Below are 14,891 nucleotides of genomic sequence, written 5' to 3' on the forward strand. Positions count from 1 at the left end.
TTATGGATAATCGCGCACGCTTTTGTGCCACCGGGCTATTAGTTACCCTGCGGTGCAATATTTTTGCGCGGGTTGCAGCTCAGGTTAAGCCTGTGGCGGACCGCCAGTCAGCAGGTTAGGGAGTCAGCCGGGCACGAGTACGTGCCGGGTTCGTATTAAGGGGTTTTTCTATGACGCTTGCGCTGATCATCGCCTTGCCATTTCTCGGCATCTTTCTGCCTTTGCTGGCCGAGCGCCTGGGCCGTTCCGCCTGCGCTGCGGCAGCAGGTTTTGCGCCGCTAACGGCTCTGGTACTGCTGCTCTCGCAACAGTCTGCGGTGTTCGCCGGCGAGCTGCTCAAGGTCAAGCTGGAATGGTTACCGGCCCTGGGTCTGAATCTCAGCCTGCGTCTAGATGGCCTGGGCTTTTTGTTTGCCCTGCTGATTCTCGGTATTGGCCTGCTGGTCATTCTCTACGCGCGTTATTACTTGTCGAAGAAGGAGCCGATGGGGCGCTTCTTCGCTTTCCTCCTGCTATTTATGGGCGCCATGCTCGGCGTGGTGCTGTCAGAAAACCTGTTGCTGATGCTGATGTTCTGGGAGCTGACCAGCCTGTCGTCGTTCCTCTTGATCGGCTTTTGGGGCGCTCGCTCGGATGCTCGTAAAGGCGCACGCATGGCCCTGGCCGTGACTGGTGGTGGTGGCCTGGCACTGTTCGCCGGGATTCTGTTGATTGGCCATATCGCCGGCAGTTTCGAGTTGTCCCAGGTACTGGCTGCGGGTTACGCGATTCGCGCCCATGAGCTGTATCCGCTGGCACTGATTCTGGTGCTGCTGGGCGTGTTTACCAAGTCGGCGCAGTTCCCGTTCCATTTCTGGCTGCCCCACGCCATGGCTGCGCCGACGCCGGTGTCGGCCTATCTGCACTCGGCGACCATGGTCAAGGCCGGGGTGTTTCTGCTGGCGCGCCTGTATCCGGCGTTGGCGGGTTCGGAGTGGTGGTTCTACCTGGTCAGCATCACCGGCCTGGTGACCTTGTTGGTCGGTGCCGGGATGGCACTGTTTCAGCATGATCTCAAGGGCCTGCTGGCTTACTCGACGATCAGCCACCTGGGCCTGATCACCTTGCTGTTTGGCCTGGACACGCGCCTGGCTGCGGTGGCAGCGGTGTTTCATATCATCAACCACGCCACCTTCAAGGCTTCGTTGTTTATGGCGGCGGGGATCATCGATCACGAAACCGGCAGCCGCGATATGCGGCGTATCAACGGTATGTGGAAGTACATGCCGCACACGGCGCTGTTGGCCATGGTGGCCGCCTCGGCGATGGCCGGGGTGCCGCTGCTCAACGGCTTTCTGAGCAAGGAAATGTTCTTTACCGAGACGCTCAACCAGCACCTGCTGGGTAGCTTCAACTGGGTGATTCCTGCAGCGGCGACACTGGGCGGAGTGTTCTCGGTGGCCTATTCGCTGCGCTTTACCCACGACGTGTTCTTTAATGGTGAGCCGGTCAATCTGCCCAAATACCCACCACACGAGCCGCCCCGCTATATGAAGGTGCCTGTGGAGATTTTAGTGTTTCTCTGCTTGCTAGTGGGGATTGTCCCGGCTTACACCGTAGCGCCGTTGCTGGCCGCTGCCGCTGCGGCCACCCTGGGTGGCGAGGTGCCGAGTTACAGCTTGGCGATCTGGCATGGTTTCAACCTGCCGCTGCTGATGAGCTTTATTGCCCTGTTCGGCGGGATTCTGGTGTACGTGTTCCGTCAGCCACTGTTTCGCTGGTATGCAGGGCTGCCGAGCGTGGACGCCAAGCTGCTGTTCGAACGCGGCGTACTGATCCTGGTCAAGGTGTGTAGCGTCGTCACCCACTGGTTGGAGAATGCTTCGCTGCAGCGTTATCTGGCGCTGCTGCTGGCTGCAGCATTGCTGGTGGTGACTCAGGGCCTGAGCTCGTTGCCGCAGATTAGCGGGCCGATACCGATGACCGAAATCGACGGCATCACCGCCTTGGGTCTGGGCATCATGGCCCTGGCCGCGCTGGTAACGGTGGTCTTCCATCGCCAGCGCCTGGTTTCGCTGCTGATGCTCAGTGTGGTTGGGCTCATGGTGGCCCTGGCCTTCGCCCGTTATTCGGCGCCGGATCTGGCCCTGACCCAGCTATCAGTCGAGGTGGTGACCATCATTCTGCTGATGCTCGCGCTGTTCTTTCTGCCGGCTCATACCTGCATTGAGTCGAGCAGCCTGCGCGGCCTGCGCGATTTCACCCTGGCGGTCGGCAGCGGGGTGATGGTGGCGATGCTGGTGTTCGCCGTGCTGACGCGGCCGTACGACAGTATTTCGGCATTCTTCCTGGAGAACAGCGTACCGGGCGGTGGCGGCACCAACGTGGTCAACGTGATTCTGGTGGACTTCCGTGGCTTCGATACCCTGGGTGAGGTTACCGTGCTGGCGATTGCCGCCGTGGGTATCTTCGCGCTGCTCGACGGTCTGCGCCTGATCCAGCCTAAGGTCGATGCGCTGGGTCGCGACTGGGCGCGTGATCGCCATCCGCTGATTCTCGCCACCCTGTCGCGGGTGCTACTGCCGATGGCGCTGCTGGTCTCGGTGTTTATCTTCCTGCGCGGGCACAACCTACCGGGCGGTGGCTTTATTGCCGGCTTGGTAACGGCTGTGGCGTTGATCCTGCAGTACGTCGCCAGTGGCGTGCAGTGGACGCAATCGCGTCTGCCGCTTAATTACCAGGGCATGGCGGGGCTTGGGGTGTTGATCGCCGGTCTCACCGGTTTGGGTAGCTGGCTGTTTGACCGGCCGTTCCTGACCTCGGCCTTCGGTCATTTCCATATTCCGCTGATCGGTGAAGTCGAGTTGGCCACCGCCATGCTCTTCGACTTGGGCGTGTACCTGACGGTTGTCGGCGCGACCCTGCTGATTCTCGCTAACTTGGGCAAGTTGACCCAGGAAAAAGCTGTACAAGAGGTGCTTTGAGATGGAAGCCATATTTGCCGCGACCCTGGGCATCCTCACCGCCAGCGGTGTGTATCTGCTGCTGCGCGCGCGGACCTTCCCGGTAGTGCTAGGGCTGACGCTGATTTCCTACGCGGTCAACCTGTTTCTGTTTGCCATGGGCCGTTTGCAGAGTGGTGTGGTCACGGTGATCGGTAAGGGCAGCGGCTACGCGGACCCACTGCCGCAGGCGCTGGTGTTGACCGCCATCGTGATCGGTTTTGCCATGACCGCTTTCGTCGTAGTGCTGGCGCTGCGCAGCGTGGGTGAAACCCAGACCGACCATGTTGACGGCCAGGAGCCTGCGCAATGAATCACGGCTTGATCCTGCCCATCCTGCTGCCGATGTTTGCCGGTAGCCTGTTGCTGCTGGGCGCGGGCCTGAGCATGCGCGTCAAACGTAGCCTGTCGCTGGTAGCTACCCTGTTGTTGCTGCCATTGAGCGGCTACCTGCTCTGGCTGGCTGACCAGGGTGTGCTGCAGGTGTATGCCGCCGGTAACTGGGCGGCACCGTTCGGCATCATCCTGCTGCTCGATCGCCTTAGCGCTTTGCTGCTGGTGGTCACGGCGGTGCTCGGCAGCTTTGCCTTGCTCTACGCGGTGCGCGGTGACGATGAACGCGGGCAGAGTTTCCATGCGTTGTTCCAGTTCCAGCTAATGGGTATCAACGGCGCCTTTCTCACCGGTGATTTGTTCAACCTGTTCGTATTCTTCGAGATCCTGCTGATCGCCTCCTATGCGCTGCTGGTGCATGGCGGCGGGGTAGAGCGGATACGGGCGGGGCTGCATTATGTGGTGCTGAACCTGGTGGGTTCGGCGTTCTTCCTCCTTGCGGTGGGCGTGCTGTATGGCATCACCGGCACCCTGAACATGGCCGATATGGCCGTTCGGGTGGCGGCTGCCGGGCCTGATGATGCGGCGCTGCTCGGCGCTGCCGGCTTGCTGCTGCTGGTGGTGTTCGGCCTTAAAGCGGCGTTTCTGCCGCTGTATTTCTGGCTGCCCAAGGCCTATGCCTCGGCCACTGCACCGGTTGCGGCGTTGTTTGCAGTTATGACCAAGGTCGGCCTGTATTCGATCATCCGCGTGTACACGCTGATCTTCGGTGACGACGCCGGCAGCTTGGCCAATATGGCGGGCGACTGGCTCTGGCCGATTGCTTTGCTGACTTTGGCACTGGGTGTGATCGGCGCGCTGGCAGCTGTCAGCCTGCAGGGCCTCTTGGCCTATCTGGTGGTGGTTTCGGTTGGTACCTTGCTCGCCGGTATTGCCATCGGCACCGAGCAAGCCCTGGCGGCTGCTCTGTATTACCTGGTGCACAGCACTTGGGTGGCTGGTGGGCTGTTCCTGCTGGCTGACCTGATTGCCCGTCAGCGCGGCGAGAAGCAGGCGCTGCTGGTGCAGGGCCCGGCGCTGCAGAACCCGCATCTGCTCGGCGGTCTGTTCTTCTTCGGCGCCATTGCCGTGGCTGGCCTGCCGCCACTCTCCGGGTTTATCGGTAAGTTGCTGCTTTTGCGCTCGCTGGAGCCTGGCTTGCAGGCGCTGCTGCTGTGGCCGGTGGTGCTGGGCGGCGGTCTACTGACCCTGATTGCCCTGAGCCGTGCCGGTAGTATGCTGTTCTGGCGCGTCGGTCTGAGTCAGCTGGACAGCGCCGAACTGGATTACGGCCGCTTGCTGGCCTGCGCCGGCCTGCTGCTGCTCAGCCTGCTGCTGATGGTTGGCGCTGCGCCGCTGCTCAGTTATGTCGAGGCCACGGCCAGCCAACTGCATGACCTGGCGTTGTACCGGCAAATCATCGAATCGGGAGCTGCACGATGAAAGCACGCCGCTGGTTACCCCACCCGCTACTGAGCCTGTGCCTGCTGCTGGTTTGGTTGCTGTTGATGAACGACCTGAGTCTGGGCCACTGGCTACTCGGTGCGCTGCTCGGCTGGGCGATTCCGCTGCTGACCCAGGTGTTCTGGATCAACCCGCCACGGGTCTATAAGCCATTTAAGCTGTGCCTGTTTCTGTTGCGCATCCTTGGCGATATCGTCACCGCCAACCTGCACGTGGCCAAGCTGATCCTCGGGCCGACTGCCAAGCTGCGGCCGGCGTTCGTGGAAATCCCCATGCTGCTGGAAGATGAACTGGCCCTGACCATGCTCACCAGTATCATTTCCCTGACCCCAGGCACGGTATCCGCTGACCTCAGCGATGACCGCAAGATGCTCTTGGTGCACGGCCTGGATGTACCTGACGCTGCAGCCATGGTGGCAGAAATCAAACAGCGCTACGAAGCACCCTTGCTGGAGGTGTTCACATGCTCGCCTACGTGATTCCGCTGTGCCTGTTGATCATCGGCCTGGCCCTGGTGCTGACTATGGCGCGCCTGATCATCGGCCCGGACTTGCCCGACCGCATCCTGGCGTTGGATACCCTGTATATCAACGCGATTGCCATGCTGGTGCTGCTCGGCATCTGGCTGGGTTCGGACCTGTATTTTGAAGCGGCCCTGCTGATCGCTGTGATGGGCTTTATCGGTACGGTGGCCGTGGCCAAGTATTTACTGCGTGGCGACATCATCGAATGAGAACGAGTTTACGATCTGCTGCGCGTCGGCCCTGCTGCGTTAAGAACAGGCTCGGCAAGCTGCTTGCGGCTAACGCACTTCAGCGCGGCCCGAAGGGCGAGCGAAGCGAGTAGTGCTCATTTACAGCTCGTAAACTCCGCTTGATTCGCTGCGCTCACCCTGCGGGCCAGCCTACGGCTGTTACTGCGCTACGCTACGTTTCTCGCCTGTTCTTGCCTTGCATGGCTCTAGCTCGCGAGATCGTAAAAACGCTCTACGGAGATTGTTGAATGGATATCTGGATCGAAGCGCTGGTGGCGCTGTTTCTGCTGATCGGCAGCCTATTCGCCTTGATCGGCGCGCTTGGTTTGCTGCGCCTGCCGGACTTCTTTATGCGCCTGCATGGCCCGACCAAGGCCAGCACCCTGGGCGTGGGCGGCATGGTGATCGCCTCACTGATCTACTTCAGCTTTCGTGGTGAGGGCATCAGTTTGCATGAGCTGTTGATCGCCCTGTTTCTGTTTATCACTGCACCGGGCAGCGCCCATATGCTGGCCAAGGCCGCGCTGCAGCAGAAGCTGCGGATTAGCGAGCAGACCCGCGGTAAGCCTTGGGATCAGTAGGGCGGCGTATCCGCTTTCCGTAGCAGGATAAGCCTTGGCGCAATCCAGGAAATAAGCACGGCCGAGGCGGTGTGGCGGTCTGCCTCACATGGCTGATCCGCTATCCGCCGTGCAGCCGGGCTGCGTGGCGCGGCCTGCTGCCACTCGTCACACAGTTCGCGCGTCTGACTGTATCTGTCTGCTCCGGGCAAGCCCCTCTACACTCCAGTTTTGCGACGGAGGTGGCTATGGCCGAACAGGGTATTAATGTGGCGAGGATCTTCCAGGGGGATGGCCATGAGGCTGTAGCGCAGCTGCTTTATTGCCCGCAGCATCGCCCCGGTCCGATTGAGGAGCTGAAATGAGCACAGCACGGCAGTGGGCGCGCGAAGCGATCCGCATCATCGAAGCGGATTTTCAACGCAGCGCCGATACCCACCTAATTCCTCTGGCGTTGCCGGGCTTGCCGGGTGTTGAGCTGTATTTTAAGGATGAGTCCAGTCACCCAACCGGCAGCCTCAAGCATCGTCTGGCGCGTTCGCTATTTCTTTACGCGCTGTGTAACGGCTGGCTTAAGCCTGGTGCGCCGGTAATCGAGGCATCCAGCGGCTCCACGGCGATTTCCGAGGCCTACTTTGCCCGCTTGCTGGGGCTAGAGTTTATCGCGGTGATGCCAGCCAGCACTTCGAAAGAGAAAATTGCACAGATCGCCTTCTACGGCGGGCAGAGCCATCTGGTGAATGACCCGACGCAGATCTACGCCGAGTCCGAGCGCCTGGCACGCGAGACCGGCGGGCACTTTATGGATCAGTTCACCTACGCCGAGCGCGCCACCGACTGGCGCGCCAACAATAATATTGCCGAGTCGATCTTTCAGCAGCTGCGCAGCGAGCGCTTTCCCGAGCCGAGCTGGCTGGTCTCCAGCCCTGGCACTGGCGGTACCCTGGCCACCTTGGGGCGCTATGTGCGCTATCGCCGTCACTACACCCAGGTGCTGTGCGCTGATGCCGAGCGCTCAGTGTTTTTCGATTACTACCGCACGGGCGATGCCAGCCTGTGCTTGAACCATGGCTCGCGTATCGAAGGTATCGGCCGGCCACGGGTCGAGGCGTCCTTTCTGCCATCGGTAATCGACGCCATGTGCAAGGTGCCGGATGCCTTGTCCCTAGCCGCCATGCATTACCTGGCGCAACGCTTGGGGCGCAAAGTGGGCGGCTCCAGCGGCACTAATCTGATTGGCGCGCTGCTGGTGGCGCAGCGTATGGTCGCGGCCGGGGAGTGCGGTTCTGTGGTGGCGATTCTCTGTGATGGCGGCGAACGCTATGCCGACACCTACTACGATCAGGCTTGGCTTAGCGTCCAGGGCTTCGAGTTGGCTGGGTTAATCGCTGCTGTGGCCGATTGCGCCGAACGTGGCCTCGCCTTGCCGGGTGATTTGCCAACGGCTGGCCTGTAACCCACAGCCCCGTAGCCCGGATGTAATCCGGGGACGATGTCCGGCACAAGAACACTCCCGGATTGCATCCGGGCTACAAGAACCGAGGGTTTCCTGAACAGAGGGAATAAATGAGCGATTTTGCGATCCGCCCAGCACAGACTCAGGACATCGCTGGGATGTGTGCACTGATCTTCGAACACGGCCCCAACCCATGGAATCACCTACCCCACGACGAAGTAACTGCCCATCTGCAGGCTATCGCTGAGGGTTCGGTGAAGGCGTTATTAGCCGAGCGTGGGGGCGAGCTGCTGGGTTTTGTCAGTTATCAGCCGTCCAGGCACTTCGCGCGTTATCAGCCCGAAGCGCGCCGTGGCCAATTGCACGGCTACATCTGCGAAGCCGTGATTCATCGCGATATGGCCGGGCAAGGGTTAGGCTTGCAGTTGTTGCAGCAAGTGGCAAGGCAACTGGGCGAGCAGGGCGTGACCGATATTTATATCGACCGCCACGAAGAGAACGCTGCCTCGGCGGGAATGATGCGTAAAGCCGGGTTTGTCGAGATCGAAACCTACGCCGACCCCGACCGCCGCCCCAACGGCTCGCAGCGCACCACGGTCTGTCACTTGCAGGTGCACCTGTAAGCACAGGTGCCATGGCTTTTTCGGGTGCGCACGGCGCGGGCTTGAGGATCAGGCTTCGGCAATCCCTAGCATGTCGCGAATCAGTGCTTCGGCCACGCGAATGCCATCGACCCCGGCGGAGAGAATGCCGCCGGCGTAACCCGCGCCTTCCCCTGCCGGGTACAGGCCGCGAACGTTGAGGCTCTGCATATCCGCGCCACGGGTGATGCGCAGTGGCGAAGAGGTGCGGGTTTCGATGCCGGTCAGCACCGCGTCATGCAAGTCGAAACCCTTGATCTGCTTGCCGAAGGCCGGCAGCGCTTCGCGGATGGCTTCGATGGCAAAGTCCGGCAGCGCCAGGGCCAGGTCACCGAGCTTGATTCCCGGTTTATACGACGGTTCGACGCTGCCTAGGGCGGTCGATGGCTTGCCCGCAATAAAGTCGCCGACCAATTGCCCCGGTGCTTCATAGGTACTGCCGCCGAGCAGATAAGCCTGGGATTCCAGGCGCTCCTGCAACTCCACACCGGCCAGCGGACTGCCGGGGTAATCCTGCTCCGGGGTGATGCCGACGACGATACCGGCGTTAGCGTTGCGCTCGTTGCGCGAGTACTGGCTCATGCCGTTGGTCACCACACGGTTCGGCTCGGAGGTGGCGGCGACCACGGTGCCGCCCGGGCACATGCAGAAGCTGTAGACCGAGCGCCCGTTCTTGGCGTGGTGCACCAGCTTGTAATCCGCCGCGCCGAGCTTGGGATGGCCGGCGTATTTGCCCAGGCGCGCGCGGTCGATCAGCCCCTGCGGGTGTTCGATACGAAAGCCCACCGAGAACGGCTTGGCTTCCATAAACACCTCGCGTTTGTGCAGCATGCGGAAGGTGTCACGCGAGCTGTGGCCCAGAGCCAGGATCACCTGGCTGCTGAGAATCTGCTCGCCGCTGTCCAGCACCACGCCTTGCAACTGACCATTCTCGATCAGCACATCGCTGACGCGCTGTTGGAAGCGCACTTCGCCGCCCAATGCCTTGATGTCCTCCCGCATGGTGGCGACCACGCCGGTGAGGCGGAAGGTGCCGATATGCGGCTTGCTGACGTAGAGAATCTCGTCCGGCGCGCCTGCTTTGACGAACTCGTGCAGCACCTTGCGCCCGTAATGCTTGGGGTCCTTGATCTGGCTGTACAGCTTGCCGTCGGAGAAGGTGCCGGCGCCGCCTTCGCCAAACTGCACGTTGGACTCGGGGTTGAGTACGTTCTTGCGCCACAGGCCCCAGGTGTCCTTGGTGCGCTGGCGCACTTCGGTGCCGCGTTCCAGCACGATGGGCTTCAAGCCTGCTTGGGCGAGAATTAGCGCAGCGAAAATCCCGCACGGGCCAAAGCCGACTACCAGTGGACGCTCTGCGAGGTTTTCAGGTGCCATGCCGACGGGTTTGTAGGCGGTATCCGGGGTGATGCTGATATGCCGGTCATCGCTGAACGTGGCCAGCAGCGCTGCTTCATCGCGCAGCTCACAGTCGATGGTGTAGATAAAGTGCATCTCAGTGGATTTCTTGCGCGCATCGTAGCTGCGTTTGAACAGGGTGAAGTCGAGCAGCTCGCTGTCGGTAATCCCCAGGCGCTGGATGATGGCCGGGCGCAGGGCCTCGTCAAGATGATCGAGAGGCAGCTTGAGTTCGGTGATGCGTAACATTGGGGGCGATCCACTTTCAGGGCCGGAGGTAACCCGGCAGCTTTAAAAGGCGGCGATTATACGCCCGATCTGTGGCTAAAGGCCGCCGCCAATAGAGAGAGGCGGCCTGCCATTTGTCGGTCTCAGCCCTGAGTGCTAGCGCGTCTCGGGCTTTACCCAGGCCAGCATCACATCAAGCATGCGGTTGGCGAAGGCCCACTCGTTGTCATACCAGGCCAAGACCTTGACCAGGTCGCCCTGCACGCGGGTGTGGCTGAGGTCGACCACGCAGGACACCGGGTAGCCGTTGAAGTCGCTGGACACCAGCGCCAGTTCGTTGCACTCCATCACCCCCGGCGGCAATTGCAAAGCGCCGGCCTGCAGCGCGGCGTTGATTGCTTCGCGGCTGGTCGGGCGTTCGCTGGTAAAGGTCAGATCAACCAGCGAGACGTTGGGCGTGGGTACGCGTATCGACAAACCATCCAGACGGCCGATTAGCTCCGGCATCACCAGGCCGATGGCTTTGGCCGCGCCGGTGCTGGTGGGGATCATCGACAGCGCAGCAGCGCGGGCGCGGTAGAGGTCGCTGTGGGTCTTGTCCAGCAGGTTCTGGTCGTTGGTGTAGGAGTGGATGGTGTTGACCAGTCCCTGGCGAATGCCCACGGCCTCGTGCAGCACCTTGGCCATCGGCGCCAGACAGTTGGTGGTGCAGGAGGCGTTGGACACGATCTGCTGATCGCCCAGCAGTTGGTGATTGACGCCGTAGACCACGGTCAGGTCGGCGGTGTCGAGCGGGTGCGAAAGCAATACGCGTGGGCTGCCAGCGCTGATGTGCTGTTCGACCTGTTCGCGCTTTTTGAGTTTGCCGGTGCATTCGAGCACCAGATCCACCGCGTGCTCACGCCAGGGCAGATTGGTCACTTCGCGCTCACGCAGCAGCTGGATCGGGTGGCCGTTTACCAGCAAGGTATCGCCGTCAAGGCGGATATCCCCAGGGAAGCGGCCGAAGGTGGAGTCGAAGCGGGTGAGGTGGGCGAGGGTGCTTTGCTCACCCAGGTCATTGATCGCGGTGAGGTGAATCTGCTGCTCCAGTTTGCGCTCGAACAACGCGCGCACCAGGCAGCGACCGATACGTCCATATCCATTTATAGCAATGCGCAGCATAACGATATCCCTTTGGCTGACTTCCCTTGCAGCTTAGGCCAATCGTCTGTCAAGCGGCTGATCTATCTCAGCCAACTGCGCATGGGTCGGTGCATCCATGGCTCAGTCGTTGCGCGCGCCGCCCAGGTAAGCACAGCCACGCAGGACTTCACCGTTGAGGCGCAATTCAGCGCTCAGGTGCTGCACCGCGCCACTCATGCCGTCTACGCAGCGCTGGCGGGCGACCCACAGCTCAAGGCGTTGGCCATTGGCTTCGCTGCTGAGGTTGAGGCGGCCTTCGGGTAATTGCTCTTCCAGGTAGGGCAGGGCCTGCGGCTCCTGACCGGGGCGATTGAGGATCAGCCCCTGATTGCTCACCGCGATATTCCAGTCCGGCTCATGGCCGCTGGCACGCAGAATGGTGCGGGCGAAGTTGATGTCCGAGCAGCCATGGCCTTCAGCCTGAACGCGATAGATTTGATTTGGCACGAATTGGCCATCGACACCTTTCTGCGCATTGGCCTGCAGCTGGCCGCGCATATCGACATAGAGGGTTGTGTGGCCGTCAGCGAATAGCGTGTTGGCATCGCTGCTCAGCTCGGCGGAGCTGTCTTCCTTGAGGAGAAATTGACGTTGTTCCTGGCAGGGGCGAAACAGCAACTGGCCCGCGTTCAGGCTCAGCTCACCCTGCATGCGCGTTTGCGCGATTGCAGGCTCGGCGGGTTTGTCGGTAAACACCTGGCAGCTGGCGAGCAGTGGTAACAAGGCAAAGCAAAAAGGGCGGCTGAAACGCATCGTGTCACTCCTGAGAAGTGCGCTCACGTTACCTAGGCCCCTGGCCTACCACAAGGGCATGCCACCACTGGTGGCGGCATTCTCAGCCTGGCTGGGCATGTCAATCAGGGCAATGCAGTCTGTTGCATGAAATGCCCTGAGGGTTAACCGTCGGTTTTTGATGGTTGTGGTTGGGCCATTGATCCTCGCCGGCTCAATCTAAAACAGGCCTGCGGCTTTGGGCTCTACCGTCTTCGCGCCATTGTGGATCGGGTGCTGAGCGATCCCAAGTGGATTGCTGCCGTGCGCAAGCAACTGCACATTGGGCGGCAGGTCAATTATTACGACGCAGGCAGTAACACCGCGCTCACCACCCCCGGTGCTCGAGTGTCGCCGGCCTGAATCTGCTTGAGGTCGCCTTTGAGGTCGACGGGCAGAGGTGGCGAGTTTCATACAGCCACCTGCGCGGGATGCTGGGCAGCGATTTGTTATAGGTCAGGCGAAACTAACGGTGGGACAGCTGAACGCTCACGTCCTAGTGTCTATTTATGGTGAGCACGTCTTGGTTCATTCGGATCGCGCGGCGCAGAAGAGTGCCGTGGATAGGCTGTACGAATTTCTTGCGGTGGATCCGGGCTAATGGTGTTCCCCTGAGGGCAATGTTGATTATCGAGTTATGGTTCGATAATCACGCATCATTTAATCAGCAGGAGGTCACAGCAATGAGCGAACAGCCGCGCCAGTTTCTGTCAGCGGCAATAGGCGGTTCGGTCGAGATGATCGGATGCAGTAAAAGAGGTGGTTGACAGCGGTTTGAAACGCTGTAGAATTCGCCTCCCGCTAACGAGAAGCTTAGGGCTGAACGGAAGCGCAAGTAGTTGAGTAGAAAGAACTTCTTCGGAAAGAACTTCGAAAAACAGCTTGACGTAAGATGAGGCTGCTGTAGAATGCGCGCCTCGGTTGAGACGAAAGACTTAACCACCGCTCTTTAACAACTGAATCAAGCAATTCGTGTGGGTGCTTGTGAGGTAAGACTGCTAGTCGCAAGATTATCAGCATCACAAGTTACTCCGCGAGAAATCAAAGATGTAACCAACGATTGCTGAGCTAAGTTTAGGGTTTTCTCAAAACCCAAGCAGTATTGAACTGAAGAGTTTGATCATGGCTCAGATTGAACGCTGGCGGCAGGCCTAACACATGCAAGTCGAGCGGTAGAGAGAAGCTTGCTTCTCTTGAGAGCGGCGGACGGGTGAGTAATGCCTAGGAATCTGCCTAGTGGTGGGGGATAACGTTCGGAAACGGACGCTAATACCGCATACGTCCTACGGGAGAAAGCGGGGGACCTTCGGGCCTCGCGCCATTAGATGAGCCTAGGTCGGATTAGCTAGTTGGTGAGGTAAAGGCTCACCAAGGCGACGATCCGTAACTGGTCTGAGAGGATGATCAGTCACACTGGAACTGAGACACGGTCCAGACTCCTACGGGAGGCAGCAGTGGGGAATATTGGACAATGGGCGAAAGCCTGATCCAGCCATGCCGCGTGTGTGAAGAAGGTCTTCGGATTGTAAAGCACTTTAAGTTGGGAGGAAGGGTAGTAACTTAATACGTTGCTACTTTGACGTTACCGACAGAATAAGCACCGGCTAACTTCGTGCCAGCAGCCGCGGTAATACGAAGGGTGCAAGCGTTAATCGGAATTACTGGGCGTAAAGCGCGCGTAGGTGGTTTGTTAAGTTGGATGTGAAATCCCCGGGCTCAACCTGGGAACTGCATCCAAAACTGGCAAGCTAGAGTACGGTAGAGGGTGGTGGAATTTCCTGTGTAGCGGTGAAATGCGTAGATATAGGAAGGAACACCAGTGGCGAAGGCGACCACCTGGACTGATACTGACACTGAGGTGCGAAAGCGTGGGGAGCAAACAGGATTAGATACCCTGGTAGTCCACGCCGTAAACGATGTCAACTAGCCGTTGGGAGTCTTGAACTCTTAGTGGCGCAGCTAACGCATTAAGTTGACCGCCTGGGGAGTACGGCCGCAAGGTTAAAACTCAAATGAATTGACGGGGGCCCGCACAAGCGGTGGAGCATGTGGTTTAATTCGAAGCAACGCGAAGAACCTTACCAGGCCTTGACATGCAGAGAACTTTCTAGAGATAGATTGGTGCCTTCGGGAACTCTGACACAGGTGCTGCATGGCTGTCGTCAGCTCGTGTCGTGAGATGTTGGGTTAAGTCCCGTAACGAGCGCAACCCTTGTCCTTAGTTACCAGCACGTAATGGTGGGAACTCTAAGGAGACTGCCGGTGACAAACCGGAGGAAGGTGGGGATGACGTCAAGTCATCATGGCCCTTACGGCCTGGGCTACACACGTGCTACAATGGTCGGTACAAAGGGTTGCCAAGCCGCGAGGTGGAGCTAATCCCATAAAACCGATCGTAGTCCGGATCGCAGTCTGCAACTCGACTGCGTGAAGTCGGAATCGCTAGTAATCGTGAATCAGAATGTCACGGTGAATACGTTCCCGGGCCTTGTACACACCGCCCGTCACACCATGGGAGTGGGTTGCACCAGAAGTAGCTAGTCTAACCTTCGGGGGGACGGTTACCACGGTGTGATTCATGACTGGGGTGAAGTCGTAACAAGGTAGCCGTAGGGGAACCTGCGGCTGGATCACCTCCTTAATCGAAGACTTCAGCTTCTTCATAAGTTCCCACACGAATTGCTTGATTCATTGCGAAAGACGATTGGGTCTGTAGCTCAGTTGGTTAGAGCGCACCCCTGATAAGGGTGAGGTCGGCAGTTCGAATCTGCCCAGACCCACCAATTGTTGTGGGGTTTGGCCTTGTACGAATATGGGGCCATAGCTCAGCTGGGAGAGCGCCTGCCTTGCACGCAGGAGGTCAGCGGTTCGATCCCGCTTGGCTCCACCATATACAGACGCGTTGAGAGTTCAGAAATGAGCGTTCCTGCAAAAGCAGATGAATGTTGATTTCTGGTCTTTGACCAGTAAGAAAATCGTTCTTTAAAAATTTGGGTATGTGATAGAAGTGACTGATTAATTACTTTCACTGGTAATTAATTTGGTCAAGGTAAAATTTGTAGTTCTCAATTGCAAATTTTC

General features: G+C 59.4%; 11 protein-coding genes, 2 tRNA genes and 1 rRNA gene. 11 read left to right on the forward strand and 3 right to left on the reverse strand.

What is annotated here, in order from left to right:
- Window positions 1-170: 170 nt before the first annotated feature.
- The 8 genes from AC0T4W_RS08325 (at window position 171) to AC0T4W_RS08360 (ending at window position 8,210) form a co-directional block, all read left to right on the forward strand.
- Window positions 171-2,963 carry a monovalent cation/H+ antiporter subunit A gene (locus AC0T4W_RS08325; RefSeq protein ID WP_476318443.1) on the forward strand — a complete coding sequence of 931 codons (2,793 nt, stop codon included), beginning with the start codon at window positions 171-173 and terminating at the stop codon, window positions 2,961-2,963.
- Between the two features lies 1 nt (window position 2,964).
- Entirely contained in the window at window positions 2,965-3,294 is a 330-nt protein-coding gene (locus AC0T4W_RS08330) for a Na+/H+ antiporter subunit C (RefSeq protein WP_476318445.1), read from the forward strand.
- Complete coding sequence (locus AC0T4W_RS08335) at window positions 3,291-4,796, forward strand: monovalent cation/H+ antiporter subunit D (RefSeq protein ID WP_476318447.1); 1,506 nt, start codon at window positions 3,291-3,293, stop codon at window positions 4,794-4,796. The genes AC0T4W_RS08330 and AC0T4W_RS08335 overlap by 4 nt, the downstream gene beginning before the upstream one ends.
- On the forward strand, window positions 4,793-5,296 hold the full coding sequence (locus AC0T4W_RS08340) for a Na+/H+ antiporter subunit E (RefSeq protein WP_476318449.1): 504 nt from the start codon (window positions 4,793-4,795) through the stop codon (window positions 5,294-5,296). Before AC0T4W_RS08335 ends, AC0T4W_RS08340 begins: the two co-directional genes overlap by 4 nt.
- Window positions 5,281-5,550 carry a K+/H+ antiporter subunit F gene (locus AC0T4W_RS08345; RefSeq protein ID WP_476318451.1) on the forward strand — a complete coding sequence of 90 codons (270 nt, stop codon included), beginning with the start codon at window positions 5,281-5,283 and terminating at the stop codon, window positions 5,548-5,550. Before AC0T4W_RS08340 ends, AC0T4W_RS08345 begins: the two co-directional genes overlap by 16 nt.
- 269 nt (window positions 5,551-5,819) lie before the next feature.
- Window positions 5,820-6,152 carry a Na+/H+ antiporter subunit G gene (locus AC0T4W_RS08350; protein ID WP_476318453.1) on the forward strand — a complete coding sequence of 111 codons (333 nt, stop codon included), beginning with the start codon at window positions 5,820-5,822 and terminating at the stop codon, window positions 6,150-6,152.
- Between the two features lie 340 nt (window positions 6,153-6,492).
- On the forward strand, window positions 6,493-7,587 hold the full coding sequence (locus AC0T4W_RS08355) for a PLP-dependent cysteine synthase family protein (protein WP_476318455.1): 1,095 nt from the start codon (window positions 6,493-6,495) through the stop codon (window positions 7,585-7,587).
- A 110-nt stretch (window positions 7,588-7,697) separates the two neighbouring features.
- Window positions 7,698-8,210: an N-acetyltransferase family protein gene (locus tag AC0T4W_RS08360; protein WP_476318457.1), complete on the forward strand. Its 513-nt coding sequence runs from the start codon at window positions 7,698-7,700 to the stop codon at window positions 8,208-8,210.
- Window positions 8,211-8,258: 48 nt separating this feature from the next.
- Here the strand turns inward: AC0T4W_RS08360 and AC0T4W_RS08365 are convergent, their stop codons facing one another.
- The 3 genes from AC0T4W_RS08365 to AC0T4W_RS08375 form a co-directional block, all read right to left on the reverse strand.
- Complete coding sequence (locus AC0T4W_RS08365) at window positions 8,259-9,875, reverse strand: NAD(P)/FAD-dependent oxidoreductase (RefSeq protein ID WP_476318459.1); 1,617 nt, start codon at window positions 9,873-9,875, stop codon at window positions 8,259-8,261.
- 135 nt (window positions 9,876-10,010) lie between these two features.
- Window positions 10,011-11,018: a type I glyceraldehyde-3-phosphate dehydrogenase gene (gap, locus tag AC0T4W_RS08370; RefSeq protein ID WP_476318461.1), complete on the reverse strand. Its 1,008-nt coding sequence runs from the start codon at window positions 11,016-11,018 to the stop codon at window positions 10,011-10,013.
- A 102-nt stretch (window positions 11,019-11,120) separates the two neighbouring features.
- Window positions 11,121-11,792, reverse strand: a complete 672-nt coding sequence (locus tag AC0T4W_RS08375; RefSeq protein WP_476318463.1) for a COG3650 family protein — start codon at window positions 11,790-11,792, stop codon at window positions 11,121-11,123.
- 1,122 nt (window positions 11,793-12,914) lie between these two features.
- Between AC0T4W_RS08375 and AC0T4W_RS08380 the strand changes: the two genes are divergently transcribed.
- The 3 genes from AC0T4W_RS08380 (at window position 12,915) to AC0T4W_RS08390 (ending at window position 14,700) form a co-directional block, all read left to right on the forward strand.
- Window positions 12,915-14,451 (forward strand): 16S ribosomal RNA (locus tag AC0T4W_RS08380).
- A 65-nt stretch (window positions 14,452-14,516) separates the two neighbouring features.
- Window positions 14,517-14,593 (forward strand) — tRNA-Ile (locus AC0T4W_RS08385).
- 31 nt (window positions 14,594-14,624) lie between these two features.
- Window positions 14,625-14,700, forward strand: a tRNA-Ala gene (locus AC0T4W_RS08390).
- The last annotated feature ends 191 nt before the right edge of the window (window positions 14,701-14,891 follow it).

It is taken from the genome of Pseudomonas sp. C7.1, from assembly GCF_056312395.1.